At 37.3% G+C, this 23,899-nt stretch carries 27 protein-coding genes; 8 read left to right on the forward strand and 19 right to left on the reverse strand.

The genetic code is table 11. The features are described from left to right. Nucleotides 1–111 precede the first annotated feature (111 nt). Complete coding sequence (locus tag KW850_RS19810; protein WP_218349494.1) at nt 112–1,341, reverse strand: MFS transporter; 1,230 nt, start codon at nt 1,339–1,341, stop codon at nt 112–114. 111 nt (nt 1,342–1,452) lie between these two features. Next, nucleotides 1,453–2,061 (reverse strand): superoxide dismutase, encoded by a 609-nt coding sequence (locus tag KW850_RS19815; RefSeq protein WP_218349495.1) that lies wholly within the window; start codon nt 2,059–2,061, stop codon nt 1,453–1,455. A 352-nt stretch (nt 2,062–2,413) separates the two neighbouring features. On the opposite strand from KW850_RS19815, the gene KW850_RS19820 reads away from it, so the two are divergent. Next, entirely contained in the window at nt 2,414–3,109 is a 696-nt protein-coding gene (locus tag KW850_RS19820) for a Crp/Fnr family transcriptional regulator (protein ID WP_218349496.1), read from the forward strand. Between the two features lie 28 nt (nt 3,110–3,137). Here KW850_RS19820 and KW850_RS19825 read toward each other — a convergent pair whose 3' ends face one another. Next, nucleotides 3,138–3,620 (reverse strand): DUF456 domain-containing protein, encoded by a 483-nt coding sequence (locus KW850_RS19825; RefSeq protein WP_218349497.1) that lies wholly within the window; start codon nt 3,618–3,620, stop codon nt 3,138–3,140. A gap of 163 nt (nt 3,621–3,783) precedes the next feature. On the opposite strand from KW850_RS19825, the gene KW850_RS19830 reads away from it, so the two are divergent. The 3 genes from KW850_RS19830 (at nt 3,784) to ispG (ending at nt 6,206) form a co-directional block, all read left to right on the forward strand. Then, nucleotides 3,784–4,557 carry a DUF1189 domain-containing protein gene (locus KW850_RS19830; RefSeq protein WP_218349498.1) on the forward strand — a complete coding sequence of 258 codons (774 nt, stop codon included), beginning with the start codon at nt 3,784–3,786 and terminating at the stop codon, nt 4,555–4,557. A gap of 98 nt (nt 4,558–4,655) precedes the next feature. Then, the gene (locus KW850_RS19835; protein ID WP_218349499.1) at nt 4,656–4,988 is read left to right on the forward strand and encodes a hypothetical protein; all 333 of its coding nucleotides are present in this window, start codon (nt 4,656–4,658) and stop codon (nt 4,986–4,988) included. A 117-nt stretch (nt 4,989–5,105) separates the two neighbouring features. Then, nucleotides 5,106–6,206: a flavodoxin-dependent (E)-4-hydroxy-3-methylbut-2-enyl-diphosphate synthase gene (ispG, locus tag KW850_RS19840; protein ID WP_218349560.1), complete on the forward strand. Its 1,101-nt coding sequence runs from the start codon at nt 5,106–5,108 to the stop codon at nt 6,204–6,206. A gap of 56 nt (nt 6,207–6,262) precedes the next feature. Here ispG and KW850_RS34065 read toward each other — a convergent pair whose 3' ends face one another. Beyond that, the gene (locus KW850_RS34065; RefSeq protein WP_218349500.1) at nt 6,263–6,745 is read right to left on the reverse strand and encodes a DUF4190 domain-containing protein; all 483 of its coding nucleotides are present in this window, start codon (nt 6,743–6,745) and stop codon (nt 6,263–6,265) included. A gap of 197 nt (nt 6,746–6,942) precedes the next feature. Here KW850_RS34065 and KW850_RS19850 point away from each other — a divergent pair, with 197 nt between their 5' ends. Continuing rightward, entirely contained in the window at nt 6,943–7,542 is a 600-nt protein-coding gene (locus tag KW850_RS19850) for a 5' nucleotidase, NT5C type (RefSeq protein ID WP_218349501.1), read from the forward strand. A 49-nt stretch (nt 7,543–7,591) separates the two neighbouring features. Here KW850_RS19850 and zur read toward each other — a convergent pair whose 3' ends face one another. The 3 genes from zur to KW850_RS19865 are packed head-to-tail and all read right to left on the reverse strand — an operon-like array spanning nt 7,592 to nt 9,619. After that, on the reverse strand, nt 7,592–8,002 hold the full coding sequence (zur, locus tag KW850_RS19855) for a zinc uptake transcriptional repressor Zur (RefSeq protein WP_218349502.1): 411 nt from the start codon (nt 8,000–8,002) through the stop codon (nt 7,592–7,594). Then, entirely contained in the window at nt 7,989–8,849 is an 861-nt protein-coding gene (locus tag KW850_RS19860) for a metal ABC transporter permease (protein ID WP_218349503.1), read from the reverse strand. Before KW850_RS19860 ends, zur begins: the two co-directional genes overlap by 14 nt. After that, a complete protein-coding gene (locus KW850_RS19865; protein ID WP_218349504.1) occupies nt 8,846–9,619 on the reverse strand; it encodes a metal ABC transporter ATP-binding protein in 774 nt (257 codons plus the stop codon). Before KW850_RS19865 ends, KW850_RS19860 begins: the two co-directional genes overlap by 4 nt. A 174-nt stretch (nt 9,620–9,793) precedes the next feature. Here KW850_RS19865 and KW850_RS19870 point away from each other — a divergent pair, with 174 nt between their 5' ends. Continuing rightward, a complete protein-coding gene (locus KW850_RS19870) occupies nt 9,794–10,051 on the forward strand; it encodes a DUF2624 domain-containing protein (protein ID WP_218349505.1) in 258 nt (85 codons plus the stop codon). Between the two features lie 78 nt (nt 10,052–10,129). Here KW850_RS19870 and KW850_RS19875 read toward each other — a convergent pair whose 3' ends face one another. After that, complete coding sequence (locus KW850_RS19875) at nt 10,130–11,023, reverse strand: deoxyribonuclease IV (RefSeq protein ID WP_218349506.1); 894 nt, start codon at nt 11,021–11,023, stop codon at nt 10,130–10,132. Nucleotides 11,024–11,045: 22 nt separating this feature from the next. Then, entirely contained in the window at nt 11,046–12,362 is a 1,317-nt protein-coding gene (locus KW850_RS19880; protein ID WP_218349507.1) for a DEAD/DEAH box helicase, read from the reverse strand. A gap of 252 nt (nt 12,363–12,614) precedes the next feature. On the opposite strand from KW850_RS19880, the gene vrrA reads away from it, so the two are divergent. Beyond that, on the forward strand, nt 12,615–13,274 hold the full coding sequence (vrrA, locus tag KW850_RS19885) for a VrrA/YqfQ family protein (RefSeq protein WP_256358341.1): 660 nt from the start codon (nt 12,615–12,617) through the stop codon (nt 13,272–13,274). Nucleotides 13,275–13,413: 139 nt separating this feature from the next. Continuing rightward, a complete protein-coding gene (locus KW850_RS19890) occupies nt 13,414–14,352 on the forward strand; it encodes a 4-hydroxy-3-methylbut-2-enyl diphosphate reductase (protein WP_218349508.1) in 939 nt (312 codons plus the stop codon). A 52-nt stretch (nt 14,353–14,404) separates the two neighbouring features. On the opposite strand, the gene KW850_RS19895 is transcribed toward KW850_RS19890, so the two are convergent. From KW850_RS19895 to KW850_RS19940, 10 genes are all read right to left on the reverse strand, one after another. Then, nucleotides 14,405–15,520, reverse strand: a complete 1,116-nt coding sequence (locus tag KW850_RS19895) for a Nif3-like dinuclear metal center hexameric protein (RefSeq protein WP_218349509.1) — start codon at nt 15,518–15,520, stop codon at nt 14,405–14,407. After that, nucleotides 15,507–16,226: a tRNA (adenine(22)-N(1))-methyltransferase gene (locus KW850_RS19900; protein WP_218349510.1), complete on the reverse strand. Its 720-nt coding sequence runs from the start codon at nt 16,224–16,226 to the stop codon at nt 15,507–15,509. The genes KW850_RS19895 and KW850_RS19900 overlap by 14 nt, the downstream gene beginning before the upstream one ends. Nucleotides 16,227–16,300: 74 nt before the next feature. Further along, the gene (gene cccA, locus KW850_RS19905; RefSeq protein ID WP_218349511.1) at nt 16,301–16,666 is read right to left on the reverse strand and encodes a cytochrome c550; all 366 of its coding nucleotides are present in this window, start codon (nt 16,664–16,666) and stop codon (nt 16,301–16,303) included. A 197-nt stretch (nt 16,667–16,863) separates the two neighbouring features. After that, a complete protein-coding gene (locus tag KW850_RS19910; protein ID WP_218349512.1) occupies nt 16,864–18,003 on the reverse strand; it encodes an acyl-CoA dehydrogenase family protein in 1,140 nt (379 codons plus the stop codon). A gap of 390 nt (nt 18,004–18,393) precedes the next feature. Further along, the gene (rpoD, locus tag KW850_RS19915; RefSeq protein ID WP_218349513.1) at nt 18,394–19,524 is read right to left on the reverse strand and encodes an RNA polymerase sigma factor RpoD; all 1,131 of its coding nucleotides are present in this window, start codon (nt 19,522–19,524) and stop codon (nt 18,394–18,396) included. Nucleotides 19,525–19,566: 42 nt separating this feature from the next. Then, nucleotides 19,567–21,375 (reverse strand): DNA primase, encoded by a 1,809-nt coding sequence (gene dnaG, locus KW850_RS19920; protein ID WP_218349514.1) that lies wholly within the window; start codon nt 21,373–21,375, stop codon nt 19,567–19,569. A gap of 103 nt (nt 21,376–21,478) precedes the next feature. Then, nucleotides 21,479–21,727: a DUF188 domain-containing protein gene (locus KW850_RS34295; protein WP_374226370.1), complete on the reverse strand. Its 249-nt coding sequence runs from the start codon at nt 21,725–21,727 to the stop codon at nt 21,479–21,481. 405 nt (nt 21,728–22,132) lie between these two features. After that, nucleotides 22,133–22,942, reverse strand: coding sequence for a pyruvate, water dikinase regulatory protein (locus KW850_RS19930; RefSeq protein ID WP_218349515.1), 810 nt, complete (start codon nt 22,940–22,942; stop codon nt 22,133–22,135). A gap of 33 nt (nt 22,943–22,975) precedes the next feature. Then, the gene (ccpN, locus tag KW850_RS19935) at nt 22,976–23,596 is read right to left on the reverse strand and encodes a transcriptional regulator CcpN (RefSeq protein ID WP_308128829.1); all 621 of its coding nucleotides are present in this window, start codon (nt 23,594–23,596) and stop codon (nt 22,976–22,978) included. Between the two features lie 16 nt (nt 23,597–23,612). Continuing rightward, a complete protein-coding gene (locus KW850_RS19940; protein WP_218349517.1) occupies nt 23,613–23,768 on the reverse strand; it encodes a hypothetical protein in 156 nt (51 codons plus the stop codon). Nucleotides 23,769–23,899: the final 131 nt, after the last annotated feature.

A 23,899-nucleotide genomic window follows, 5' to 3' on the forward strand; every position in this document is an offset into this window, starting at 1 on the left:
CATAAGCTAACTTTCTCTATTTTATAGGATAAGTCCGCTTTTTACTACGAAAAACCCTTACCAATTTCTCGTTAAAAGTGTCAAAGAAAAAAATGGCGCTGAGTAATAAATTTACTCAACGCATTTTGGGGCTGGTAATTGCACTCGTTTAAGAAAATAATAGATGCATGTATGACCTGCGCCTAAAATAAGCAGGAGAATAGGAATGCTGATTTCAGCTTTAAACCAAGAGATTGCCGCTATAAAGGCTAATATTGACACGATCCTGCCCAAATTTAAGTATAATTCTCGAACAACAATATATTCAATCCTCATTTCAGCTGCCTTCCATCCTGTTCCTATAACATCGTATGTAGTTGACATATACGGGACGAGTAAAAGCGGATAGGCAATCGCAATCATCCCGCCATAGATTAACAATTTGATAAAATTCACGTCCCAAACAATTAACAGGACGGCAGCATAAAGGATAATACCACCAATCAGGATCGCTTTTTTCCGGAATTTCAGTTTAATTAATCGTGATGCAAGAAAATACGCAATGAAGGATATTCCAGAATTCAGGAGGCCAAATGTCCCTAAAGACATTTCACTTCCCGTCGAAATAAAAACCAAAACAGAGATGACAAATGCAAAAGTTCCTTCCCTCAAGCCCTGAAAAAAATTAGCATTTGTAATCAACCGCCAATTTTCATTTTGTTTTCTTTCATTTAAAATCTGTCTAAAGCAATAACTTCCTGATGATGGTCGTGGTCTCAAAGAAAAGCTCATAAAAACCGCAAGAGCGAATAATGCTAATGATATTCCAAAAACAATGGTATACCCAGTAAATTTTTCAAATCTAGTAATGATGATACCAGCAGCGATTGGGCCAATCATTCCACCAGCTGACGATAAGATCCCTAAAAACCCGTTAAAAAAATCTCTGGTATCTGGTTCGGTAATTTCAAATGTTAAAACATTATAAGCTAGCCAATAAAAACCATATCCTACCCCTAAAAGACTTCCTAAGAGGAGTAAATATGTTGAAGCATTCGTGCCTGCTAGTAAAACCATTACATAAAATAACGCTAAAAAAATAACACCTATTCTAAGCACAATCACTCGGTCAATTTTTTTGGCCCATCGCCCTGCTAAGATAAACGTAAGCAATTGTAAAACCACAATCGATAAATTATAAAAGGCGAGATCAGAATACCGCCCAGTCTGTTTCCAAAGATAAATATTTACAAATGTGTTGGATAAAGCGATGCTTAATGAGTATAACCCTCCAATAATCAGCAATAGTGATAAATCTTTTGTAAATCTAACATCACCTAGAATCTTAAATTTTTTTGCCATTAAAAACTCCCCTTTATCATATGGGTAGTCTTTATCAAGCAAGTTTTTCTTATTCACTGATTGAACAAACAAAAAAGACAGCTAAGAAAGCTGCCTTTTTTAATATCATTATTATTTTGCTTGGCTGAAACGTTTTGAAACTTCATCCCAGTTTACAACATTCCAGAAAGAAGAAATATAGTCTGGACGCTTGTTTTGATATTTTAAATAGTATGCATGCTCCCAAACATCAAGACCAAGAAGTGGAGTTTTGCCTTCCATTAATGGAGAATCTTGGTTTGGAGTGCTAGAAACTTCTAACTCACCATTGCTTACAGATAGCCATGCCCAGCCAGATCCGAAACGAGTAGTTGCTGCTTTAGCAAACTCTTCTTTAAAGCTTTCGAAGCTGCCAAATTTGCTGCTGATTGCATCAGCTAGTTCACCAGTTGGAGCACCGCCGCCATTTGGAGAAAGGATTTGCCAGAATAGAGAATGGTTAGCATGACCGCCGCCATTGTTACGAACTGCTGTACGAGCAGCTTCTGGAACCGCATCCAAATTAGAAATAACTTCTTCAACTGATTTAGAAAGTAATTCTTCATTACCAGCTAAAGCGTTATTTAGGTTTGTTACATATGTGTTATGGTGTCTAGTGTGGTGAATATTCATTGTTTCTTTGTCAATATGTGGTTCAAGAGCGTCTTCTGCATAAGGTAATTGTGGTAATTCAAATGCCATTTTAATTCCTCCTATGTATAAAAATTTTATTGGCTTTAGAATTTCGAATATTTCTAAAGCTTTCCTCCTTAAGATACCAAAGTTGGTTATTTGTTTCAAATATAATGCTTAGGTTCTTAACAGAATTACCATGCCCTTTGTTCAGGATATTATTCCTAAATAGTTTGAAAAGCAATCCTACACCTTTCATTAGTAACTTTCGAAAAATTGTCACCTTTCACCTAAACGGCAATCTGTCTACGATTTTTGTCATAACCGACTTTTGTCACTTCCAAATCATGTAAAGGCCATATTGACACCATGATAATAATTTATTTAAATCAAACTGAAGGGGCCAAAGGAGTGATTTTCTATGCAAACAAGCTGTTTATCTCTATATAATATATTATTTTACTTCTTCCAAAAAAAAGAACCGATTCAAAAAATTAAAGCTGGTACTATTCTTTTTCAAGAAAAAGATTCTGTCGAGTATGTCTACTTAATACTTAAAGGGAGTATTTCACTTGGAAGAGTCCATTTGCGTGGTAAGGATTTTATTTTAAAAATCTTACATGATCAAGAATTAATAGTGGAATATCAACTTTTTCAAACAAATTCTCGTTATCACTTTTATGCTAAAGCAATGACCGATTGTGAAATGATTCTAATAAAAAAAGATCAATTTGAAGATCTCATTTTAACAGACCCCGAGTCCATGAATGCTATTATAAAATGGTTAAGTACAAGTTATTTAAAGGCACAAATGAAATGCCAGGATTTAATTATGAATGGAAAAAAAGGGGGTTTGTATTCGATTCTCATTCGATTATGTAATACGTATGGAGTAAAAACAGAAAATGGTATTCTAATTGACCTGCTGTTAACTCATCAAGAACTGGCAAATTTAACTTATGGGACACGTGAAGTCATTCAACGCGAATTAAAAGATCTGCGCGAAAAAGATATTATTTCCTATGATAATCAAAAATTTACGATTAAAAAACTTTCCATTTTAAAAGAAGCAGTTGATTGTCAAAACTGTTCCCTTGAAATCTGCGGATTAAATTAAAAGCCACCTAAGTGGCTTTTTTCTATTATTAAAGTACAACGATGAAAAAAAAGATTACCATGATGATTTGAATGAGTGTTTTTGTGACCACACTACTTATGAATCCAATGACTGAGCCAAATCCTATTTTTAGGCTCTCACTGAAATTTCTTTTGTTAAAGATTAATTCTGCTGCAATGGCGCCGATGAATGGACCTATCAGGATTCCCAAAAAAGGAATAATGAAGGGTCCAACCAATATCCCAATCGTACTCCCCCAAACACCTGCCTTTGAACCCCCGTATTTTTTTATTCCAATCAAATTGGCGATGTAATCAGCTATAAAAAGTAGAACGATAAACAATCCTTGAATCAACCAGAAATACCATTTAAAGGGTTCAAAACTAAAAAAGACCCCATATAATAAAAACCCTGCTAATAAAAACAATACACTTGGAATGATCGGATAAACCAGACCAACAAATGCGATGATAAATAATATGACGATGATACTCCAATAAACCATTTCCATTCTACTCATCCCTCTTAACGAATTCTTATTATTCAATGTACACATTCCATCATACGATTAAACTTATATTCGGTTTCAAATAATGTCATTCTTGTATATAGCCGTTACTAAAGATACAATAGATGCTGAAGCAATTATTTGTATTAGTTAAAAGGTGGTCATTATGAATATTTTTAAACAACTTTATAAAAGCATTTATTCACCGAAGGATATTGCGATATTTCGATTCCAAGGAATTGGAAAGACGATTCTATATGTCTTTTTCTTAACATTCATTTCAATTCTCCCGTCCGTAATTTATCTAAGCACGGCCCTTACTTCCGGAATAGATAGTGCCAAAACGATTATCAAAAATGAATTACCTGATTTTTCGATAAATGATGGACGTTTAACTGCGGATACTAAAGTTCCTATTACCATAAATAAGAATGATTTTTCCATTATCCTTGATCCAACAGGTACTATATCTGAGAATGATGTTGAGGATGAAGGCAATGCTTTTGCCTTGTTAGAGGATAAATTTGTTCTTGCAGCGGGTGGCAGGGTAGATACATACCCCTATTCGATGTTAGAAGGATTAAACTTCACAAAGGGTGACATCGTTAACTTTATTAATGGAATAAGTGGAATGAAATGGATTATAATCCCTGTAGGAGCTTTGTTTATTTATTTGTTCGCAAGTGCAAGCAGCTTTATCGAAGTCACCGTTTTGGCATTGATTGGTCTGTTATTAAAAAATCTAATAGGAAGAAACCTAAATTACCGTCAGTTATGGAGAATGGCCGCATACAGCGAAACATTGCCTACCCTGTTTTTCACCATTATGGCTGCCATTAAAACAACGGTACCTAGCAGTTTCATGATTAATTGGTTTGTTGTAATTATCGTGTTATCTTTAGCAATAAAAGAAATACCGAAGCCCAAAAAAGTAAATTAAGTTGCGCCCAAATCGGGCGCTTTTTTTTATAAACTCGTTCTTTTTACAATTGGACAAGCATACCAATGTACAAACTGTTCCAATTGGGGGCTTATCGGATGAAAAAACTTTTTGGTTTCATACTAGCCGTTTTAATTATATATGTAATTTATATTGATTTAACAGTTGGTACACTGCCATCTACCTTAACAACACAGGTGGATGCTAAAATTGAAACACCACTAACTCCTCTAAAAACGGATATCCCTTCTTTTGAAGCAAAAGTTGATCCCGGGGAAACCGTGATATCTATTGTCGAACATCAATTGGATAAACCTCTTCCTGTCTCAATAACCGATCTCATTCAGGACTTCCGAAAATTAAACCCCGGAGAAACACCAGAAAAAATTCAAATCGGGACTACATATCATTTCCCTGATTACTCAAAATAAAGAGGAAAATGCTTATTCTTGTCAAAAATAGCGAAAGGCTGATAAAATAAAAGGCGGATTGTTTTTATATACCTTATTCGAATCCCATTTTGAAGGAGCGAATTACACGTGAGTGAAATAACACATCGCACTAAGACCCGACCAATTAAAGTAGGTAACTTAACAATTGGCGGGAGTAACGAATTATTTATCCAAAGTATGACCACAACAAAAACACATGATGTTGAAGCAACCGTTGCTGAAATAAAACGTCTTGAGGAAGCGGGCTGTCAGATTGTTCGTGTAGCTTGTCCAGATGAACGCGCGGCAAATGCCATTCCTGAAATAAAGAAAAGAATTAACATTCCACTTGTTGTTGATATTCATTTTGATTATAAATTAGCTCTAAAAGCAATTGAAGGCGGAGCTGATAAAATTCGAATCAATCCAGGAAACATTGGTAAACGAGAAAAGGTGGAAGCAGTTGTAAAGGCTGCAAAAGAACGGGGTATTCCAATTCGAATCGGCGTTAATGCGGGTTCGCTTGAAAAAAGAATTTTAGAAAAATATGGTTATCCAACAGCAGACGGTATGGTCGAGAGTGCTCTCCACCATATTAAAATTCTTGAAGATCTCGATTTTCATGACATTATTGTATCCATGAAGGCATCAGATGTTAATCTAGCGATTGAAGCCTATGAGAAGGCATCCAAAGCTTTTGATTATCCTCTCCATCTTGGGATTACGGAATCTGGCACTCTTTTTGCCGGCAGTATAAAAAGTGCGGCGGGTTTGGGCGCAATTTTGCACAAAGGAATCGGTAACACATTACGAGTTTCCTTAAGCGCTGACCCTGTTCAAGAAGTCAAGGTAGCCAGAGAACTATTAAAAGTATTCGGCCTTTCTTCCAACGCCGCTACATTGATATCCTGTCCGACTTGCGGACGGATTGAGATTGATCTAATCAGTATTGCAAATGAAGTGGAAGAATATATTGAAAAAATCAAAGCCCCGATTAAGGTAGCGGTATTAGGTTGTGCTGTTAACGGTCCTGGAGAGGCCCGTGAAGCTGATATTGGTATTGCAGGGGCTCGTGGTGAAGGGTTGTTATTCAGGAAAGGTGAGATTGTCCGAAAGGTTCCTGAAGCTCAATTAGTAGAGGAATTGAAAAAAGAAATCGATCAAATTGCTGAAGAATACTTTCAGAAAAAAGCAGCAGAAGAAAAAGTTAGCCAATAACATCAAGAAACCCGGTATGGTTACCGGGTTTCTTTTTGCTCCTCTGCAGGTTTACGTTAAAAGAACGGGAGAATAAAGATACCGATGACGATGGAAATAGCACCGATACCAATTGCCCAAGCACCTAAACCAGTCGCCCCTCTTCTTCTGGCAACAAAGCCCAACACAATACCTGCAGCACCAAAAAGTATAGGCATAACAAACAGTGATAAAATCGAAAGCACTAACGCAAGGGTTCCCAAACCGGTACCCCCTGCTGCTTTTTCCCTTTCCCCTTCAAGTTCCCTTCTGCGAATAATAGGAACTGGTGCAGCGATCTCTGCAGCCGTTTCTTCCCTATACTCAGAAGAACGTATTGGGACAGAAGCACCAATCCTTGGTGTAGACTCATCTTTTTTCAATGTATAGTGAGCCTTAACAGGAGCATCCAATTCTGATGCTGTTTCTTCCCTAAATGATGTTGGAGAATTGGGTATATCTTGACCAATACTCGAACTTTGAAGAGCTTCTTGCACTTTCGTGTCTCTTTCATCTGCCATCCTAATCCCTCACTTTCAGTAATAGGAGCCTTATTATTGTTTGCCTCTGATGGCTTTTTAGTATGTTAATCTTTGCCTAAAATAGTTTTTTATTTCTATTTCCAAAAAAATTACTTGTAAATTGTTACTTCATTGAACACTATACTTTGGTAAAATATATAGAGATACTGAAAAGAAATAAGAAAGTGAGTTTAAACATGAAAAAAAGATTTGGCATTGATATCGATGGAACTGTCACCTGCCCAAAGTCCATTCTACCCTTTATTAATAAAGCCTTTGGCCTGAACCTTTTGTATGAAGACGTTATTCAATACGACTATACTCCATACGTAAATGTTCCTGAAAAAGAGTTTGCTAAATGGTTCACCGAAAATGAACCGACCATTTATGCCAACTCCCCTCTTGCACAAGGTGCAGGAAATGTACTTAAAAAATGGGAAAATGAGCATGAACTGTTTTTTATCAGTGCGCGTGGATCTCATTTACTGGATATTACAATGAAATGGTTTATCGATAATGGCATATCCTTCGATCACATCGAATTAATTGGATCACATGACAAAGTCGCATCTGTTAAAAAGCACGGAATTGAAATCTTTTTTGAGGATAAGCATGATAATGCGGTTATGATTCATGAAGAGTGTCAAATACCTGTTATATTATTTGATACCCCATACAATCAAGACCCTATTCCAAATGGTGTGATCCGGGTAAATAACTGGATTGAAGCAAATAGATGGATAGAAAATTGGATGAAGCAAGAACTGCATAACCGCCTTTTAGTTAGGTCCTTTTAGCAGCCTCCCAAATAAAAAAAAAAGCTTGTGTGTGCACACAAGCTGTTTTTTAATGACATTCCGGACATAAACCATATATCTCGAATTTATGTCCGGAAATATCGTACCCTTTTAAATTTTCACTTAAATCTTTCATCGGGCACGTATCAATTTCTTTTGTTTTTCCACAGGTTAAACAGATAAAATGATGATGATGGTGTTGCCTAGAACATGTAAAACGGAAATGCTTTTCACCTGATAATTCTGTCATCTCAAGAATTCCCATATTAACAAATAAGGAAAGATTTCGATATATCGTATCAAAGCTAAGACCTGGATAATCATCTTTGAGTTGGTCTAAAACATCCTTAGCCGTTAAATATTTATCACTATCAGCAAACAATTGAAGCATATCTTCTCTTTTACCTGTTTGTTTAAACCCTTTTTCTTTTAAATATTGTATCGCCTCATGAACGTTCACCAGACTGCCCCCCCTTACGGATTAATAATTTTTTATAAAAGATGGAGAAAATTAAGATGAGAACTGCAATCATCACAATTGTTCCACCGGGAGCCAAATCCAAGTAGTAAGCCGTAAACAAGCCGCCAAGGACTGAGACTTCGCCAAAAATAACGGATAAAAGGATGGTTTGCTTAAATCCTCTGGCAAGCCGGATACTGGCTGCGACTGGTAATGTCATTAACGATGACACCAATAATATCCCGACAATTCTCATCGAAGCAGCGATCACCAAGGCCACCATCACAATAAAAATGAAATGAATCGTTTTGGCTGCAATGCCTGAGGCTTTCGCATGTTCCTCATCAAATGATAATAAAAAAAGTTCTTTATATAATAAAATAATCACCAAAATGACTAAAATTCCGATAATAAACACGACCCATAAATCCGTTCGGCTAACTGCGGAGACACTACCGAACAAATAACTGAACAAATCCGTATTAAAGCCATTGGCGAGTGAAATAAATATAACTCCTAATCCAATCCCGCTCGAAAGAATAATGGGAATCGCCAGTTCTTGGTAATGCTTATATACACTTCTAAGCTTTTCAATGAACAGTGATCCACCCACAGAAAAAACCATTCCTAAATAGAGTGGATTTACTCCTGCCATTATGGCCACATTTCTTTCCAGAAGCAAACTTGCTGCTATCCCAGCTAGTGTCACATGGCTTAAGGCATCAGCAATTAACGATAATCTCCTAACAACAACAAACACTCCTAATAACGGGGCTATGATCCCAATCATAATTCCGGTTAAAAAGGCATTTTGTAAAAATTCATAGTGAAAAATTCCTTGAATCATTTTACAACGCCCCCGTGCTCGTGATGGTGGTCAAGCATGTGAATTTCATGGCCATAAGCTTTAGACATATCTTCCGCGCGGAGGTGTTCAAATTCATGTGTGTCCCCATGAAAATGTAAATGTTTATTTAAGCAGGCCACGTGTGAAACTCTATCAGAGATCGTCCCTATATCATGAGTAACCAATAGGAGCGTAATATCACGGCTTTTATTTAAATCACCTAGCATCTGATAAAAATTACTTACATTCTCTGCATCCACGCCAACAGTTGGTTCATCAAGAATAAGAAGGCTTGGTTCACTTACAAGGGCACGAGCAATAAAAACTCTTTGTTGCTGCCCTCCAGAGAGCTCCCCAATATTTCTGCTACTGAACTCTTTCATTCCAACAGCATCCAAGGCTTCACTTACTTTCCCTGCATGTTCTTTATTAAAAAACTTAAACATTCCTATCTTTTTCGTTAATCCACTTTCGACCACTTCCGATACAGTTGCGGGAAATCCCGTGTTGAAGGAATTTGCTTTTTGAGAAACATAGCCGATTTTTTGCCAGTCTTTAAATTTATTTATTTCCTTACCAAATAAATAAATATCCCCTTTTTGGGGCTTTAATAAACCTAAAATCAACTTCAAAAGTGTTGATTTTCCAGACCCATTTGGTCCAACAATCGCCAAAAACGAACCATTTGGGATCGTTATATTGATATCCTCTAGGACGACATCCTTTTCATATCGATAAGAAAGATTTTTTATTTCAATAATTGATTGCATAATCAACGCATCACCTTTTAATTATAAGAATCATTCCGATTTAACCTAAAGTAGTATACAATAGGTCTGATGGATTGTAAAGCGAACGACACCCTCGCTTGTCGTTTTATTTCATAAAAATCTTTATTCACACTCCGAGAACTTTCTCATACATTAAGGTGAGGAGTGGTGAATGTGTCAATTTTTCAAAGCATCATTAATCATAAAATCAATACGATAACCGCTGAGGAACTGCTGAAATATGCAGAACAATTTAATATATCAGTGACGAAGCAGCAGGCAGGGAAAATTGCTGAATACTTAAGAGGGAAAAATGTAAATATTTTTGATGATTCCCAACGGGCTCAATTAGTAAAAGAAATTGCCAAAACTGCGGGACCAATAACCGCACGAGAAGTAAATAAATTATTTACGCAATTAACTAAAAAATAAGCTCCGAAATTCAATTCAATCACCATCTATAATTTAGACCAAAAGTAAAAAGCTGTGACGTATCACAGCTTTTTATTTTTATGATTGCATGATTAAATCAAGCAAGTTTTCATTGAATTTTTGCTCTCGAAGCATGTTGATTTCAAACTTATAGGGTGCTTTTTTATTATTTTTATCTTCGCCCACAAATGGCGTTTCTAAAATCTTAGGAACATCTGTCAGTTGTGGATGGTGGACAATATAATTAAGAGCCTTAAAGCCGATATGACCAAACCCGATATTTTCATGTCTGTCTTTTCTCATCCCGACCGCATTTTTACTATCATTAATATGCAAGACCTTTAGTTTGTCCAAACCAATAATTTTGTCAAATTCATTTAAAACTCCATCGAAATCCTCGACAATATTATATCCTGCATCATGGGTATGACAGGTATCAAAGCAAACGGTTAACTTATCACTATAGTTGACACCATCCATAATCATCGCTAATTCCTCGAAAGATTTACCGCACTCCGAACCCTTCCCGGCCATAGTTTCCAAGGCAATTTGCACCTGTTCTTTGCCCGTTAGAACTTCGTTTAACCCTTCGATAATTTTTTTAATCCCAGCTTCTGTTCCAGCACTAACGTGTGCTCCAGGATGCAGCACTATTTGCTTTGCTCCAATTGCCTCTGTTCTTTCAATTTCCGATCGAAGGAACCTAACACCCAATTCAAATGTATCTGGGTTTGTTGTATTTCCGATATTAATAATATAGGGAGCATGGACGATGATTTCTGAGATCCCGTTCTGCTCCATATGCTTGCGTCCGGCTTCAATATTAAGGTCCTCAATTTTTTTTCTTCTTGTATTCTGCGGTGCTCCCGTATAAACCATAAACGTGTTTGCACCGTAGGAAATAGCTTCTTCACTTGCGGCAAGAAGCATGCCTTTTCCACTCATTGATACATGTGATCCTAATTTCAGCATGCCTTTTCTCTCCCTGCATCGATTATTTTTTTCTTTGTTCGATTCTTCGTTCTCTTTTCTTAATTTTATCCATTTCCCACTGCATTTTCTTTTTATATCCCGGCTTAACTTTAGCTGGTTTCTTTACCATTGATTTAGCTTTCTGGTCTGCTTTATCCTCTTGTCTTACACGGGTTTTCCGTTTATTACGCTCATCAATTTTCACAAATTCGTTATTTTTAAGATCAACGTAATTAAATTGAATTCCCATTTTTTCTAATCGATTTAATGCATCTTCATCGGATGCCTCATAGATGGTCAGAGCAATACCCGAATATCCTGCACGAGCCGTTCTTCCAACGCGGTGGATATAAAAATCTAAATCTGAAGGAAGCTCAAAGTTGATAACATGGCTAACCCCTTCAATATCAATTCCTCGTGAAGCAAGGTCTGTCGCAACAATATATTGATATTCCAAATCCTGAATTTGCTTCATCATTTGTTTTCGTTCACGTGGGTTTAAATCACCATGGACACGGCCAACCTTTAACCCTTTTTCATTTAAAAAGTATGCCACTTCTTCAGCCATTTTTTTGGTATTCGTAAATACAATTGCTAAATAGGGGTTATAAGCAAGAAGGGCATCATGAACCAACTGCTTTTTACTCCTATGTCTTGAAGGCAAAAGGTAATGCTCTAAATTTTCTGCTGACTTTCTTTTTGGTTCGATTTGAATTGTCTTTGGATTTTCCATATATTTTTTTAGGAAAGGTTTTAATTTTTCTGGGATGGTTGCTGAGAAAACGAGCATTTGCAGGTTTTCTGGCATTTTACCAGCTACTTTGTCCAAATCCTCAATAAATCCCATGTCTAACATCATATCCGCCTCATCGACGACGAGTATTTCTGCAGTATGAACAAATAGTGCTTTATCGCTCATAAGATCTTTAATTCTTCCCGGAGTCCCTACAACAATATGGGGCTGAACCTTTAATTTTTCAATGGTCCGCTGCTTATCCGTACCCCCAATGTAGCATCTAGTCATAATCGCTTGCTCTGGGTTGGAATGCTCAGTAATTTTTAAAATTTGATGGTAAATTTGAGAGGCTAATTCTCTGGTCGGTGCCGTTATGACCGCTTGTACTTCTTGACGTTTAGGATCAATTTTTTCAAGAATGGGCAGAACATAAGCAAGAGTTTTCCCTGTGCCTGTTTGAGATTGGCCAATTGCACTTTCTCCCTTTAAAACAACGGGAATCATCCGTTCCTGAATTTCAGTCGGTTCGGTAAATCCGAACCCCTTAATAGCATCTATAATAAATGGTTGAAACGTAAAACGATTAAAACGGTTTTCTTTCATATAGTTTCTCCTTATATAAAAAACTTTGGGTTAGTTTTCTTAATTCAGCATGAACAATAGTTTTTATTCCATCATGCAATTATAGTCAATATTCCTCCAAAACTCCAGTTATCTTTCGTTTTAATATCATTTTCTACCTTCTGCCGACTTTTAAACACGTAATTTTCGTCTTTGTCCTGTGTATAATACCTAAACCAATTTAGGGTAAATGCATAATTTAAAGCATGAGGCTTTTTGAAAGGAGGCTAAGAGATGCAACCAAGACCTAGAATGCCTATGCAAGGGGGAATGGGATTAAGTCCCTTTGGGCGCAATAATCAGATGATGAATCCCGGATTTAACCCAATGGGCGGAAGGAATCCAATGATGGGGCCCTCATCCAGACCATTTGGCGGAGGATTTAATCCAATGATGGGGCAAATGATGGGAAGGCCCAATCAAATGAATAGAGGGGGCGGTGGATTACTTTCCAAATTATTAGGAAGAGGAAACCAAGCCGGCGGCTTTATGGGGATGCAAACTGCAGGAAAAGCAGCTTCTGGAGGTGGAGGCCTGCTTCAAACATTAAGTAACCCAGGCGGACTAACAAGCATGTTAAACAATACTCAACAGGTCCTAAAAACAGCCCAGTCAGTTGGTCCAATGATCCAACAGTATGGTCCAATGATAAAAAATCTCCCTGCAATGTGGAAGATTTATAAAGGATTTAAAAACGCTTCAAAAACTACAGATGAGGCAACGGACGAAAATAGCCAACATATTGAATCAGCCTCGGTCGAATCATCCAATCACGAAGAATCTGAAAAAAGAAGTACAAAAAAGAAAGTCCAACGCAAGAAACATCAACACACTTCTGCTTCCAAAAAAACTTCACACCAAAACGGATCTTCAATTCCTAAAATGTATATTTAAATGAAGAATGCTGGAAACAGCATTCTTTTTTTTCCTAAAACTGTTAAGGAAAAATGTATCTTTGTATTATATCTATTAGTTTTATATAATAAATACATAAAACTATGAATCAATGTCTTTTTTAGGGGGACTTTTTAATATGCAAATCATCAAAATTTCACCACGAGGTTATTGCTATGGTGTGGTTGATGCAATGGTCATTGCTCGAAATGCTGCTTTAGATAAAACATTACCTCGCCCTATCTATATTTTAGGGATGATCGTTCATAATAAACATGTTACTGATGCATTCGAGGAAGAAGGGATTATTACCTTAGATGGGAAAAATCGCAAAGATATACTCGATAAAGTGGATTCAGGAACAGTTATCTTTACTGCTCATGGAATTTCTCCAGAAGTTAGAGAGTTAGCTAAAAAGAAAGGGCTTGTAACAATAGACGCGACATGTCCTGATGTAACAAGAACCCATGATCTCATTGAAGAAAAAACAAAACTGGGCTACCAAGTCATCTATATCGGAAAAAAGGGACATCCAGAGCCTGAGGGAGCTCTTGGTGTTGCACCTAGTCTCGTTCACTTGGTTGAAACGCCACAGGATGTTGAAGCATTAACGTTTGATAGTGAAAAGCTGCTTGTAACAAATCAAACCACAATGAGTCAATGGGATGTTGCCGATACGATGAAAAAAGTTCAGGAAAAATATCCACATGTTGAAGTCTATAATGAAATTTGCCATGCAACACAAATTCGCCAAGAAGCAGTTGCCGAACAAGCAACAGAAGCGGATGTAACTATTGTTGTCGGTGATCCAAAAAGTAATAATTCTAATCGACTCGCACAAGTTTCAGAGGAAATTGCTGGGACAAAAGCATATCGCATTGCTGATATTTCCGAGTTAGAAATTGATTGGATTAAAGATGCCAAAAACGTTGCAGTCACATCTGGGGCTTCCACTCCAACACCAATAACCAAAGAAGTTATAACGTTTCTCGAGCAATTTGATCCAAATAATGAAACTACATGGGAACGAAGTAAAAAGGTTCAGTTAAGCAGAATTCTGCCGAAAGTAAAAAAATAGACTAATAAAATAAACGAAAAGAACCGTGCCTCTATGACCGGTTCTTTTCATATTATAAAAATTTGAATGGATCTGTATTTTCTTCTGATGGAAATATCTCTACAGCAAACCCGGAATCCTGGCACATCTTTTGTAAAGTTGCAGTTAACCCTTTTTTCATTACCTTTTCAACATTATGACCTGGATCAATCATATTCAAGCCTTGCATCATTGCGTCATGTGCAGTGTGATAATAAATATCCCCTGTAACATATACATCTGCCCCTTGATATTTGGCATTCATGAAGTATTTATTACCATCGCCGCCTAACACGGCCACTTTTTTAACTTTTGAAGACAAATCGCCAACCACTCGGACATGGGAAACTTCTAATGTCTTCTTCACTTTTTCCGCAAATTCTTCTAATGTCATTTCTGGAACTTTACCGATTCGGCCTAGACCGAGCACTTCTCCTTTGTTTTCAAGCGGATAGACATCATAGGCCACTTCTTCATATGGATGAGCCTTAATCATTGCAGTGATGGTCTTTTTGATCATGGATTCTGGGACAATCGTCTCAAGCCTCACTTCCTCCACTTCTTCTAATCTGCCAGCTTCACCAACAAATGGATTAGTATTTTCTCCTGGTAAGAATCGACCTTTACCACTGACTGAAAATGAACAATGACTGTAGTTCCCAATAAATCCTGCACCTGCATTTCCAAGGACTCTCCTGATTTCCTCAGCATGGCTGACTGGAACAAAAACAACTAATTTCTTTAGTTTAGTTTCAAATGTAGGTACTAGAACCTCTGTATCTTCCAGTTCTAGTGCTTCTGCAAGAAGGTCATTTACTCCCCCCGTTGCTACGTCGAGATTCGTATGCGCTGCGTAAACAGCAATATCGTGTTTCAATAATTTTTCAATGATTTTCCCCTGAACGGAATCCGTTAACAAATTCTTAAGGGGGCGATAAATAATCGGATGATGGGCAATAATGAGCTGAACATTTTTTTCAATTGCCTCATCGATTACATTTTCAAGGACATCGAGTGCAATCATGATTCGCTCAACTTTTTTATTTAAACCACCAACTTGTAATCCTATCTTATCTCCCTCCATCGCCAGGCCTTTGGGAGAGAACTGTTCAAACAATTGAATGACTTCGTGTCCATTAGGAATTTTCATTGGTTAAAGCCTCCTTTACAAGCTTAATTTTACCGATGATTTCTTGTTTTTTTTCTAATGTTTCAGGTGATTGAGCAGCATTTTCAAGAGCCTCATATATACGTTCCCAGTTTTTCAATTCTGCTGTCCATTTCTTCTTAAAAGTCTCATCCTGTTTTTGAACAAGGAAAGGGCCTACTAACAATCCTAGATCTTGATTTTTATTATACGGCTTATTCGGGTCCCCCTTTTCTCCGATTAAAATTTCGTATATTTTCCCATCTTCTTCGAGTATTTCTTCAGCAATTAGTTCCCAATTATTATCAATAAACCATTTCCTAATCGAAATCGCACTAATATTCGGTTGTAACACAAGGCGCTTGACTGACGATAACTTATTTCGACCATTTTCTAAAATACTTGCAATTAAAGCTCCGCCCATTCCAGCGATAGTAATACAATCGACTTCACCATCTTCTATAACCTCTAGACCATCACCCATTCGCACCGAAATGATATTAGCCAATCCTTCTGCTAAAACATTTCTTTCAGCTAATTGAAATGGACCTACTGCAACTTCACCTGCTATCCCAAATGATAACCCTTTGTTTTTCGCTAGGAAACAAGGTAAATATGCATGGTCTGAGCCAATATCTGCAACCCTAGCTCCACTTGGAACATATTTAGCAACCGATGCCAGCCTAGCTGACAATTTGTCTGTATTCAATCATACCACCACTTTTTTATGTAATTATTATAGTATAAAAAAAGTCCTTCACAGATGCAAAGGACCTTTTTTAATTATTTAATTGTTGCTAACCAGTCTGCCATAGCAGCTGCTTGTTCTTCTGGAACAAGTCCTGCTGGCATGCCTGTACCCTTACCTTTTGTTACAAAGGTCATTATTTCTTCCTTAGAATACTTGCTGCCAACACCTTTAAGTGATGGTCCTACAACCCCTTGGTACTGATCGCCATGACAGCCAATACAAGTTTGCTTGTAAATGTCTTCTGGCTTTGATGCGGACACTTCAGTTTTCTCAGTGCCTTCCCCTTTATCCTTCGCAATTTCTTTCATATCACCAAGGCCTTTGAAAGACAAAATTAACATAATCGCAATTCCAAAAACCATGATGAGAACGTAAGGAATAACCGGATTTCGCTTCATGATATAACCTCCCTTATGTACAAACGTGAGTAAATATGAAAATAGTCTACAAACAACTACTATTTTACTTGAAAAAGAACAGAAGGAAAAGCCCTAAACTTATTTTATCACTATAATCTTACGAAAAAAAAGAAAACAGGCTAAATTAGTCTAAAATATCTATTTAGCCCGTTCTTATCTTTTGCTATTTTATTTTTTTAACACCCAATTAATCTTGAAATGACCATTCTTTGTACTTCCGATGTACCTTCACCAATTTCAAGCAACTTGGCATCCCTCATCATTCTCTCTACATGATATTCCTTCATATATCCATAACCGCCATGAATTTGAACAGCCTGATTGGTTACCTCCATGCAAATTTCTGATGCGTAGAGTTTACACATCGCCGATTCCTTAGAAAATGCTCTACCTTGATCCTTTAACCACGCTGCTTTATACACCATATTCCGAGCTAATTCGATTTTCAGAGCCATGTCCGCAAGTTTAAACTGTATTGCTTGGAAGGACGAAATAGACTTTCCAAACTGCCGTCTTTCCTTTGCATAGGATAGAGCTTTTTCATAGGCCCCCTGAGCAACGCCTACTGCCATTGCACCAATTCCTATACGTCCACCATCCAGGGTAATTAAAAACTGTTTAAAACCCTCTCCACGCTTTCCTAAAAGGTTCTCAACTGGCACTTGTACATCCTCTAACACTAATTCCGTTGTATTAGATGAATTTAAGCCCATTTTTTCATAGTTATCAATAATGGTGAACCCCCGAGCATTTGTCGGAACAATAATAGCACTTATTTCTTTATTTCCGTCCTTCTCACCCGTCACAGCAGTCAAAGAAAGATGTTGGGCATAACTAGCATTCGTAATAAAACATTTGTTTCCGTTTATGACAAACATACCATTTTCTTCACGGGCAGAAGTTCTAGTCCCTCCAGCATCTGATCCAGCATTAGGCTCTGTAAGGCCAAAAGCACCAAAGGATTCCCCAGTACAAATTGGCGTCAGGAATTTTAATTTTTGCTCCTTGGTGCCAAATAAATGCAGCGGTGCACCTCCTAAAGAAATATGGGCAGAATAGGTGATTCCCGTCGAGGCGCATACTCTGCTTAATTCTTCGGTTACAATCGCAAAGCTAACCGTATCTGCTCCTCCTCCGCCATATTCTTCTGGAAAAGGCAGTCCCATAATTCCCATCTCAGCTAATTTCTTAAATATTTCAACTGGAAATTTCTTTGTTCGGTCTCGCTCAATTGCACTAGGCGCAACTTCCTCATCCGCAAACTGACGCATGGTCCGTTTGATCATATCTTGTTCAGAAGTTAAATCAAAATTCATGTTCATCCCCCTTATAAAAAACTTTGAAGGCGCTTTCTTTTCTATTATAAGAGGAATTATCTTTTATTCCCAATACTTTAAATTTTTTAAATATAATCTATTATTTGGGTATAGTTATTATTAAAATAAAAGTAACGAACAAATATTATAATTTCACTACCATGATAATGGAAAACCAATTCCATCCTTTTTTCACAAAAATAAAATATCAAAACCATGTTAGGAATTACTCATGTCTATTTGCAAAATGAGAGACAATTCAGTAAAATGGAGTCAAATACAGTAAGTGCTTACATTTCCAAATTGAAAATTACCTGGTTTGTCATATGATTAATCCAAAAAAAATAGCTTACTTCATGATATGAAGTAAACTATTTATTATTAGATATTTTATTCTAAGAAATCTTTTAGACGTTTACTGCGGCTAGGGTGGCGTAATTTCCGCAAGGCTTTTGCTTCAATTTGTCGGATACGTTCACGGGTAACACCAAAGACTTTACCTACCTCTTCAAGTGTACGAGTTCGGCCATCATCCAGTCCAAAACGCAAGCGAAGGACATTTTCTTCCCTGTCAGTCAGTGTATCTAGTACATCTTCAAGCTGCTCTTTTAATAATTCATAAGCTGCATGTTCTGAAGGTGAGGTTGCATCTTGATCTTCAATAAAATCACCAAGATGGGAATCATCTTCTTCACCAATTGGTGTTTCAAGGGATACTGGTTCTTGGGCAATTTTTAAAATTTCCCTAACCTTATCAGGTGTAAGATCCATATCTTCACCAATTTCTTCTGGCGTTGGTTCACGGCCAAGATCCTGAAGTAATTGACGCTGAACACGAATTAGTTTATTAATGGTTTCAACCATATGCACTGGAATACGGATTGTCCTTGCTTGGTCAGCAATTGCACGTGTAATGGCTTGACGAATCCACCATGTTGCATAGGTACTAAACTTGAACCCTTTTTGATAATCGAATTTTTCAACGGCCTTAATTAATCCCATATTTCCTTCCTGGATAAGATCAAGGAATAACATGCCTCGGCCGACATACCGCTTGGCAATGCTAACAACCAGCCTTAGGTTTGCCTCTGCAAGACGGCGTTTGGCTTCTTCGTCGCCCTGTTCAATGCGGAGCGCCAGTTTCTTTTCCTCGTCTGCGGAAAGCAGGTCAACCCGGCCAATTTCTTTTAGGTACATACGAACTGGATCATTAATCTTAACACCTGGAGGGACGCTAAGATCATTTAGATCAAATTCATCATCATCACCTTTTGCTAATTGCTTTGGATTTGGATCTTCCTCATCACTATCACCAACTAGTTCAATACCTTGATCACCGAGGAACTCAAAAAATTCTTCCATTTGGTGAGAATCTAAATCATAATTAGCTAATTTCTCAGCAATATCATCATAGGCAAGGACGCCGGTTTTTTTACCCAGTGCCGTTAACTGGTCTTTCACTTGTTCAAAAGTGAATTCATTTTCCACTTCTTTTGAACGGGCTGATTTTTCAGCAGCCATATGTCCCCCTCCTTCCAGAATCAAAGACAGTAAAAATGGAATCTATAGAGATTTACGCAATTGAATGATTTCCATTGCAATTGCAGCAGCTTTAGTAAGATCACTCTGTCGCTCTGCTTCTTTTTGTTCCACTTCTTTTTCTTTTATCTTTAACAATTTTTGATAATTCAACACCTGTTTGATATAATCAGTTAATTCTTGATTGGTTAACTCATCGTTTATGGACATCATTTCAATGTTTGCAACCATTCTTCTGAGATTATCATCTTGAATATAGGACAAAAATGCACTTGAATCAGGTTGGAAATGATCTTCATAAAATGCTAATAGATAGGTTATTATTGCCTGATGTTCATCAATATTAAACGTATTTCCTTGCATTAAATCCTGTACTTTATACGCCACATCTCGATCCTTTAACATGTGAGCAATTAAACGTCTTTCTGCGGTGTAATGTGCAGGCTTAAGTTTATTATCTTGCTTTGGGATTAAAACAGGCTTATTAACATTTTGCTTATTCCCTGATGACTTTCTTTTATCTGAGAAGAATATCTCCTTCTGCTGCTGTTTTAAAGCATCCAATGATAGCGAAAATTCAGCTGCTAACTGCCGCAAATAGTGATCCCTTTCAACGGCTTTATCCAACATGCTGATTTCCTTAATTATCACTTCGATATATGCAAGCCTATCTCCTTCAAGTTGCAGATTTTTACCTCTGCGAAAATAAAGAAATTTAAATGCCATCCAGGTTAGACTTGCACCGATAACCTCGTTACGGAATTTTTCTGGGCCATTCTTTTTAATATATTCATCAGGGTCCATTCCATCAGGCATCATCGAAACCTTTACTTGAAAGCCGGCATTGGTAAGATGATTTCCCGCACGAAACGCTGCCTCAATTCCCGCCTTATCAGAATCGTAGCAAATCGTTACGGATTGGACACTTTGCCGTAAGAGGGCTATATGTTCATCTGTCAAGGAAGTCCCCATCGTGGCTATCCCATTTTCCACACCAGAGCGATCTGCGGAAATTACATCTGCAAATCCCTCAAATAAAACAGCATATTGCGATTTTTTTAAAATTGGCTTCGCATTATGGTAGTTGTATAAAATTTTACTTTTATTAAAGATTGGCGTTTCAGGGCTATTTAAATATTTTGGCTCTTCGGCCCCCAGTGATCTCCCTGAAAAAGCAATCGTATTGCCGTTTCGGTCAAAAATCGGAAACATAATCCGATCTCTAAATCGATCGAAATAAGTCCCATCCCTTTCCCGTTTGATAATTAAACCGGCTTTCTCCATCCATTCTGGCGGGAAATCTCGTTTAGAAAGAAATTTAAAAACATAATCCCATGAATTTAAAGAATACCCAATTTGGAACTTATCAATGGATTCTCGGGTAAAACCTCTGCTCAGCAGATACTCCAATGCATGTTGACCTTCTTTTGTATTTACTAGCAAATGATGGTAAAATTTCTGTAATAGCTCATGGGCTCCTAAAAAAGCTTGGTGCTCTTCTGAAACCTTTTTCTCACCGTATCCGCTAGATACACTAATTTCAAGGTCAATATTTGCCTTCGCAGCTAGTTTAATGGCTGCTTCTTGGAATGAGATGCCTTCCAATTCCATTAAAAAAGAAAAAATATTACCGCCTGCGCCACAGCCAAAGCAATGGAAAATTTGTTTATCAATTGATACAGAAAATGATGGGGTACTTTCTCCATGGAATGGACATAATCCGAAGTAATTTCGCCCCTGTTTCTTCAGTTGAACATAATCGCTGATTACTTCGACAATATCAACAGCCTGACGAATTTGATTAATCTTTTCTTCGGCAATACGCTCTGCCATGAAAACAACTCCATTTGTACTATCAGGTATTCGGCAGGCACTCTTTAAATTCCTGCAAATTTCGACAAAATTTTTGTTAATTCTGTCTTAACTCTTTCTTGATCTACGGGTTGAAAGGGTTTTGCCCTTTTCCTAGCCTTTGCATTAAAAAAACGTGAGACAAGGGCAGTTTGTATTCCTTTTTCCTCAAAGAATATCCTATTTGGTGATAAAACTTGAACATCTTAAGCAGTAAAGTGGATGCCAGTCCAATATCCTGCGTAATTGTTATATCCCCTTTCACCGCATAATTCATAATGAATAAATTGGCAGCTTCCTTCCCAGCGTCAACATATTTCCAGTCTGTCTGCATATGTAGAATTTTCTTCTTTCATATGATGATCGCAGGAGGCAGCAAAAAGTACACGGACACTAACTCCAATGCAATTTCGACAATCTCCGCTTTAACCGGACATGAATCTGCATCGACATATCTAGTCGGATTGCCTTTACATAAGTATTAATTCTACATCACTCCGCATATTCCTTCTTTAACAATTAACTTTTGTAAAAGGGTTTATGTCGAATTCTTTTTAGGGGGTCCTCTTGACATCTAACAATAAATAGTTTATTCGTTCATAAGCAAGTCTAAACCTAAAAAGATATATTTTTATCACAATTTTTTATTATAGTACATTTATTATCATTTTACCATAACTTTTTATCATTATTATTCCACTATCTATCAGAAGAAAACACATAATCAGATGATTATGTGCTACACTCTCCCTTTTTGAATATAATTTAAGATAACATTAGCCGTTTCTTCTACCGCTTTATTGGTAACATCAATAACAGGGCAATTTATTTTTTTGACTATTTTTTCAAAAAAGATTAACTCTGCCTTTATCCTGTCAAGCGTTGCATAACTTGCCTTATCATTTAAACCTAATGAAATTAATCGTTCCCGCCTAATATTATTTAACTTTTCAGGACTTATTTTCAAACCAAAGCATTTCTCGCTTGGGACCCTATAAAGTTCTTCTGGAGGGTCGACTTCAGGTACCAGTGGAACATTGGCCACCTTTAATCGTTTATGAGCTAGATACTGTGAAAGTGGTGTCTTTGAAGTCCTGGATACCCCTATTAAAACAATATCTGCTTTTAATATTCCTCTCGGGTCACGACCATCATCATATTTTACAGCAAATTCGATTGCTTCCACCTTTTTGAAATAATCTTCGTCTAGTTTTCGAACAAGGCCTGGTTCACATAAAGGTGTTTTTCCACTAAACTGTTGAATCTGATCCATGATAGGACCTATTAGATCAACAGCAAGAATCCCCTCTTCTTCTGCTCTTCTCTTGATATATGTACGCATATCAGGTTTGACAAGTGTAAATGCAACCATTGCTTTATCCAATAAAACAAGTGAAAGAACCTCATCAATATGTTCCTTATCCTCAACATAAGGGAATCTTTTTAATGCCATTCCTGAGCCATTGAATTGACTTATTGCAGCTTTCGTAACTAATTCAGCCGTTTCCCCCACTGAATCGGATACAACATATATAATTGGCAAACTCATTCTCCCTCAACAACCCCTCTACTCGTAATCTTGTTACTCATTGCCTAATGCAACAAAGGCTTTTGTAATGTTTGTTTTCGTTATTCTGCCGATTACCTCAAAACCATTTTCTGTTTTTCGAACCACTGGAAGGGCATCGATTTGTTTTTCAATTAATTTTTTAGCGATATCAATTAATAAATCTTCCCGTTCGCACATTGTGATATTAGGCATTCTAGTCATAATAATATTAACAGGAATGGTAGTCAGTTCTTGTTTACCTATACTTGCTCGGAGCAAATCTTTTCTGGATAATACTCCAACAAGAATGGTGTTTTGATCTACTACGAATAATGTACCCACATCCTCGAGGAACATTGTACAGATTGCATCGTAGACGGAGATATTTTCATTCACAACAACAGGAATAGATTGATAATCTTTTACGTATATTTTTTGTAAATTTTCGGTTAAAAGCTGTGCCCCTGATTTCCCGGTATAAAAATACCCTACACGCGGTCTTGCATCCAAATAACCAGCCATCGTTAAAATAGCAAGATCCGGCCTCAATGTTGCCCTGGTCAAGCTTAATTGCTCTGCAATATGTTCCCCGGTAATTGGCCCATTTTCTTTGACAATTTGCAAAATATGTTCTTGCCGTTTGGTCAGTTCGATTGTTCACACCACCTTTTTATTTACCATTTGGCTGTGTTATACCTGTATGTTGATTTGCGCTCCAGGCGCGTGCGGTTTGCGGGCGGCACGGGCTGCCTCCTCGGCGCTTAGCGCCTGTGGGGTCTCCCCAGCCCCGTACTCCCGCAGGAGTTACGCCTTTCGCTCCTATCAACATGGCCAATCTAACAACAATAACCGTTAACACAGCCTACTATATAGAAGGGATTTTGCCTTCAAAGGCTATACTTTATTAGGAACATTATATACTAATGAATCTATTAAGAAAACTCGCCAACTGGCGAG

The organism is Bacillus sp. sid0103 (assembly GCF_019219025.1).

Bases quoted from the DNA above. Each gene is read 5' to 3' on its own strand.
- KW850_RS19810 (WP_218349494.1), bottom strand. From the start codon at position 1,341: ATGGCAAAAAAATTTAAGATTCTAGGTGATGTTAGATTTACAAAAGAT.
- KW850_RS19815 (WP_218349495.1), bottom strand. From the start codon at position 2,061: ATGGCATTTGAATTACCACAATTACCTTATGCAGAAGACGCTCTTGAA.
- KW850_RS19820 (WP_218349496.1), top strand. From the start codon at position 2,414: ATGCAAACAAGCTGTTTATCTCTATATAATATATTATTTTACTTCTTC.
- KW850_RS19825 (WP_218349497.1), bottom strand. From the start codon at position 3,620: ATGGAAATGGTTTATTGGAGTATCATCGTCATATTATTTATCATCGCA.
- KW850_RS19830 (WP_218349498.1), top strand. From the start codon at position 3,784: ATGAATATTTTTAAACAACTTTATAAAAGCATTTATTCACCGAAGGAT.
- KW850_RS19835 (WP_218349499.1), top strand. From the start codon at position 4,656: ATGAAAAAACTTTTTGGTTTCATACTAGCCGTTTTAATTATATATGTA.
- KW850_RS34065 (WP_218349500.1), bottom strand. From the start codon at position 6,745: ATGGCAGATGAAAGAGACACGAAAGTGCAAGAAGCTCTTCAAAGTTCG.
- KW850_RS19850 (WP_218349501.1), top strand. From the start codon at position 6,943: ATGAAAAAAAGATTTGGCATTGATATCGATGGAACTGTCACCTGCCCA.
- KW850_RS19860 (WP_218349503.1), bottom strand. From the start codon at position 8,849: ATGATTCAAGGAATTTTTCACTATGAATTTTTACAAAATGCCTTTTTA.
- KW850_RS19865 (WP_218349504.1), bottom strand. From the start codon at position 9,619: ATGCAATCAATTATTGAAATAAAAAATCTTTCTTATCGATATGAAAAG.
- KW850_RS19875 (WP_218349506.1), bottom strand. From the start codon at position 11,023: ATGCTGAAATTAGGATCACATGTATCAATGAGTGGAAAAGGCATGCTT.
- KW850_RS19880 (WP_218349507.1), bottom strand. From the start codon at position 12,362: ATGAAAGAAAACCGTTTTAATCGTTTTACGTTTCAACCATTTATTATA.
- vrrA (WP_256358341.1), top strand. From the start codon at position 12,615: ATGCAACCAAGACCTAGAATGCCTATGCAAGGGGGAATGGGATTAAGT.
- KW850_RS19890 (WP_218349508.1), top strand. From the start codon at position 13,414: ATGCAAATCATCAAAATTTCACCACGAGGTTATTGCTATGGTGTGGTT.
- KW850_RS19895 (WP_218349509.1), bottom strand. From the start codon at position 15,520: ATGAAAATTCCTAATGGACACGAAGTCATTCAATTGTTTGAACAGTTC.
- cccA (WP_218349511.1), bottom strand. From the start codon at position 16,666: ATGAAGCGAAATCCGGTTATTCCTTACGTTCTCATCATGGTTTTTGGA.
- KW850_RS19910 (WP_218349512.1), bottom strand. From the start codon at position 18,003: ATGAATTTTGATTTAACTTCTGAACAAGATATGATCAAACGGACCATG.
- rpoD (WP_218349513.1), bottom strand. From the start codon at position 19,524: ATGGCTGCTGAAAAATCAGCCCGTTCAAAAGAAGTGGAAAATGAATTC.
- dnaG (WP_218349514.1), bottom strand. From the start codon at position 21,375: ATGGCAGAGCGTATTGCCGAAGAAAAGATTAATCAAATTCGTCAGGCT.
- KW850_RS34295 (WP_374226370.1), bottom strand. From the start codon at position 21,727: ATGCAGACAGACTGGAAATATGTTGACGCTGGGAAGGAAGCTGCCAAT.
- KW850_RS19930 (WP_218349515.1), bottom strand. From the start codon at position 22,942: ATGAGTTTGCCAATTATATATGTTGTATCCGATTCAGTGGGGGAAACG.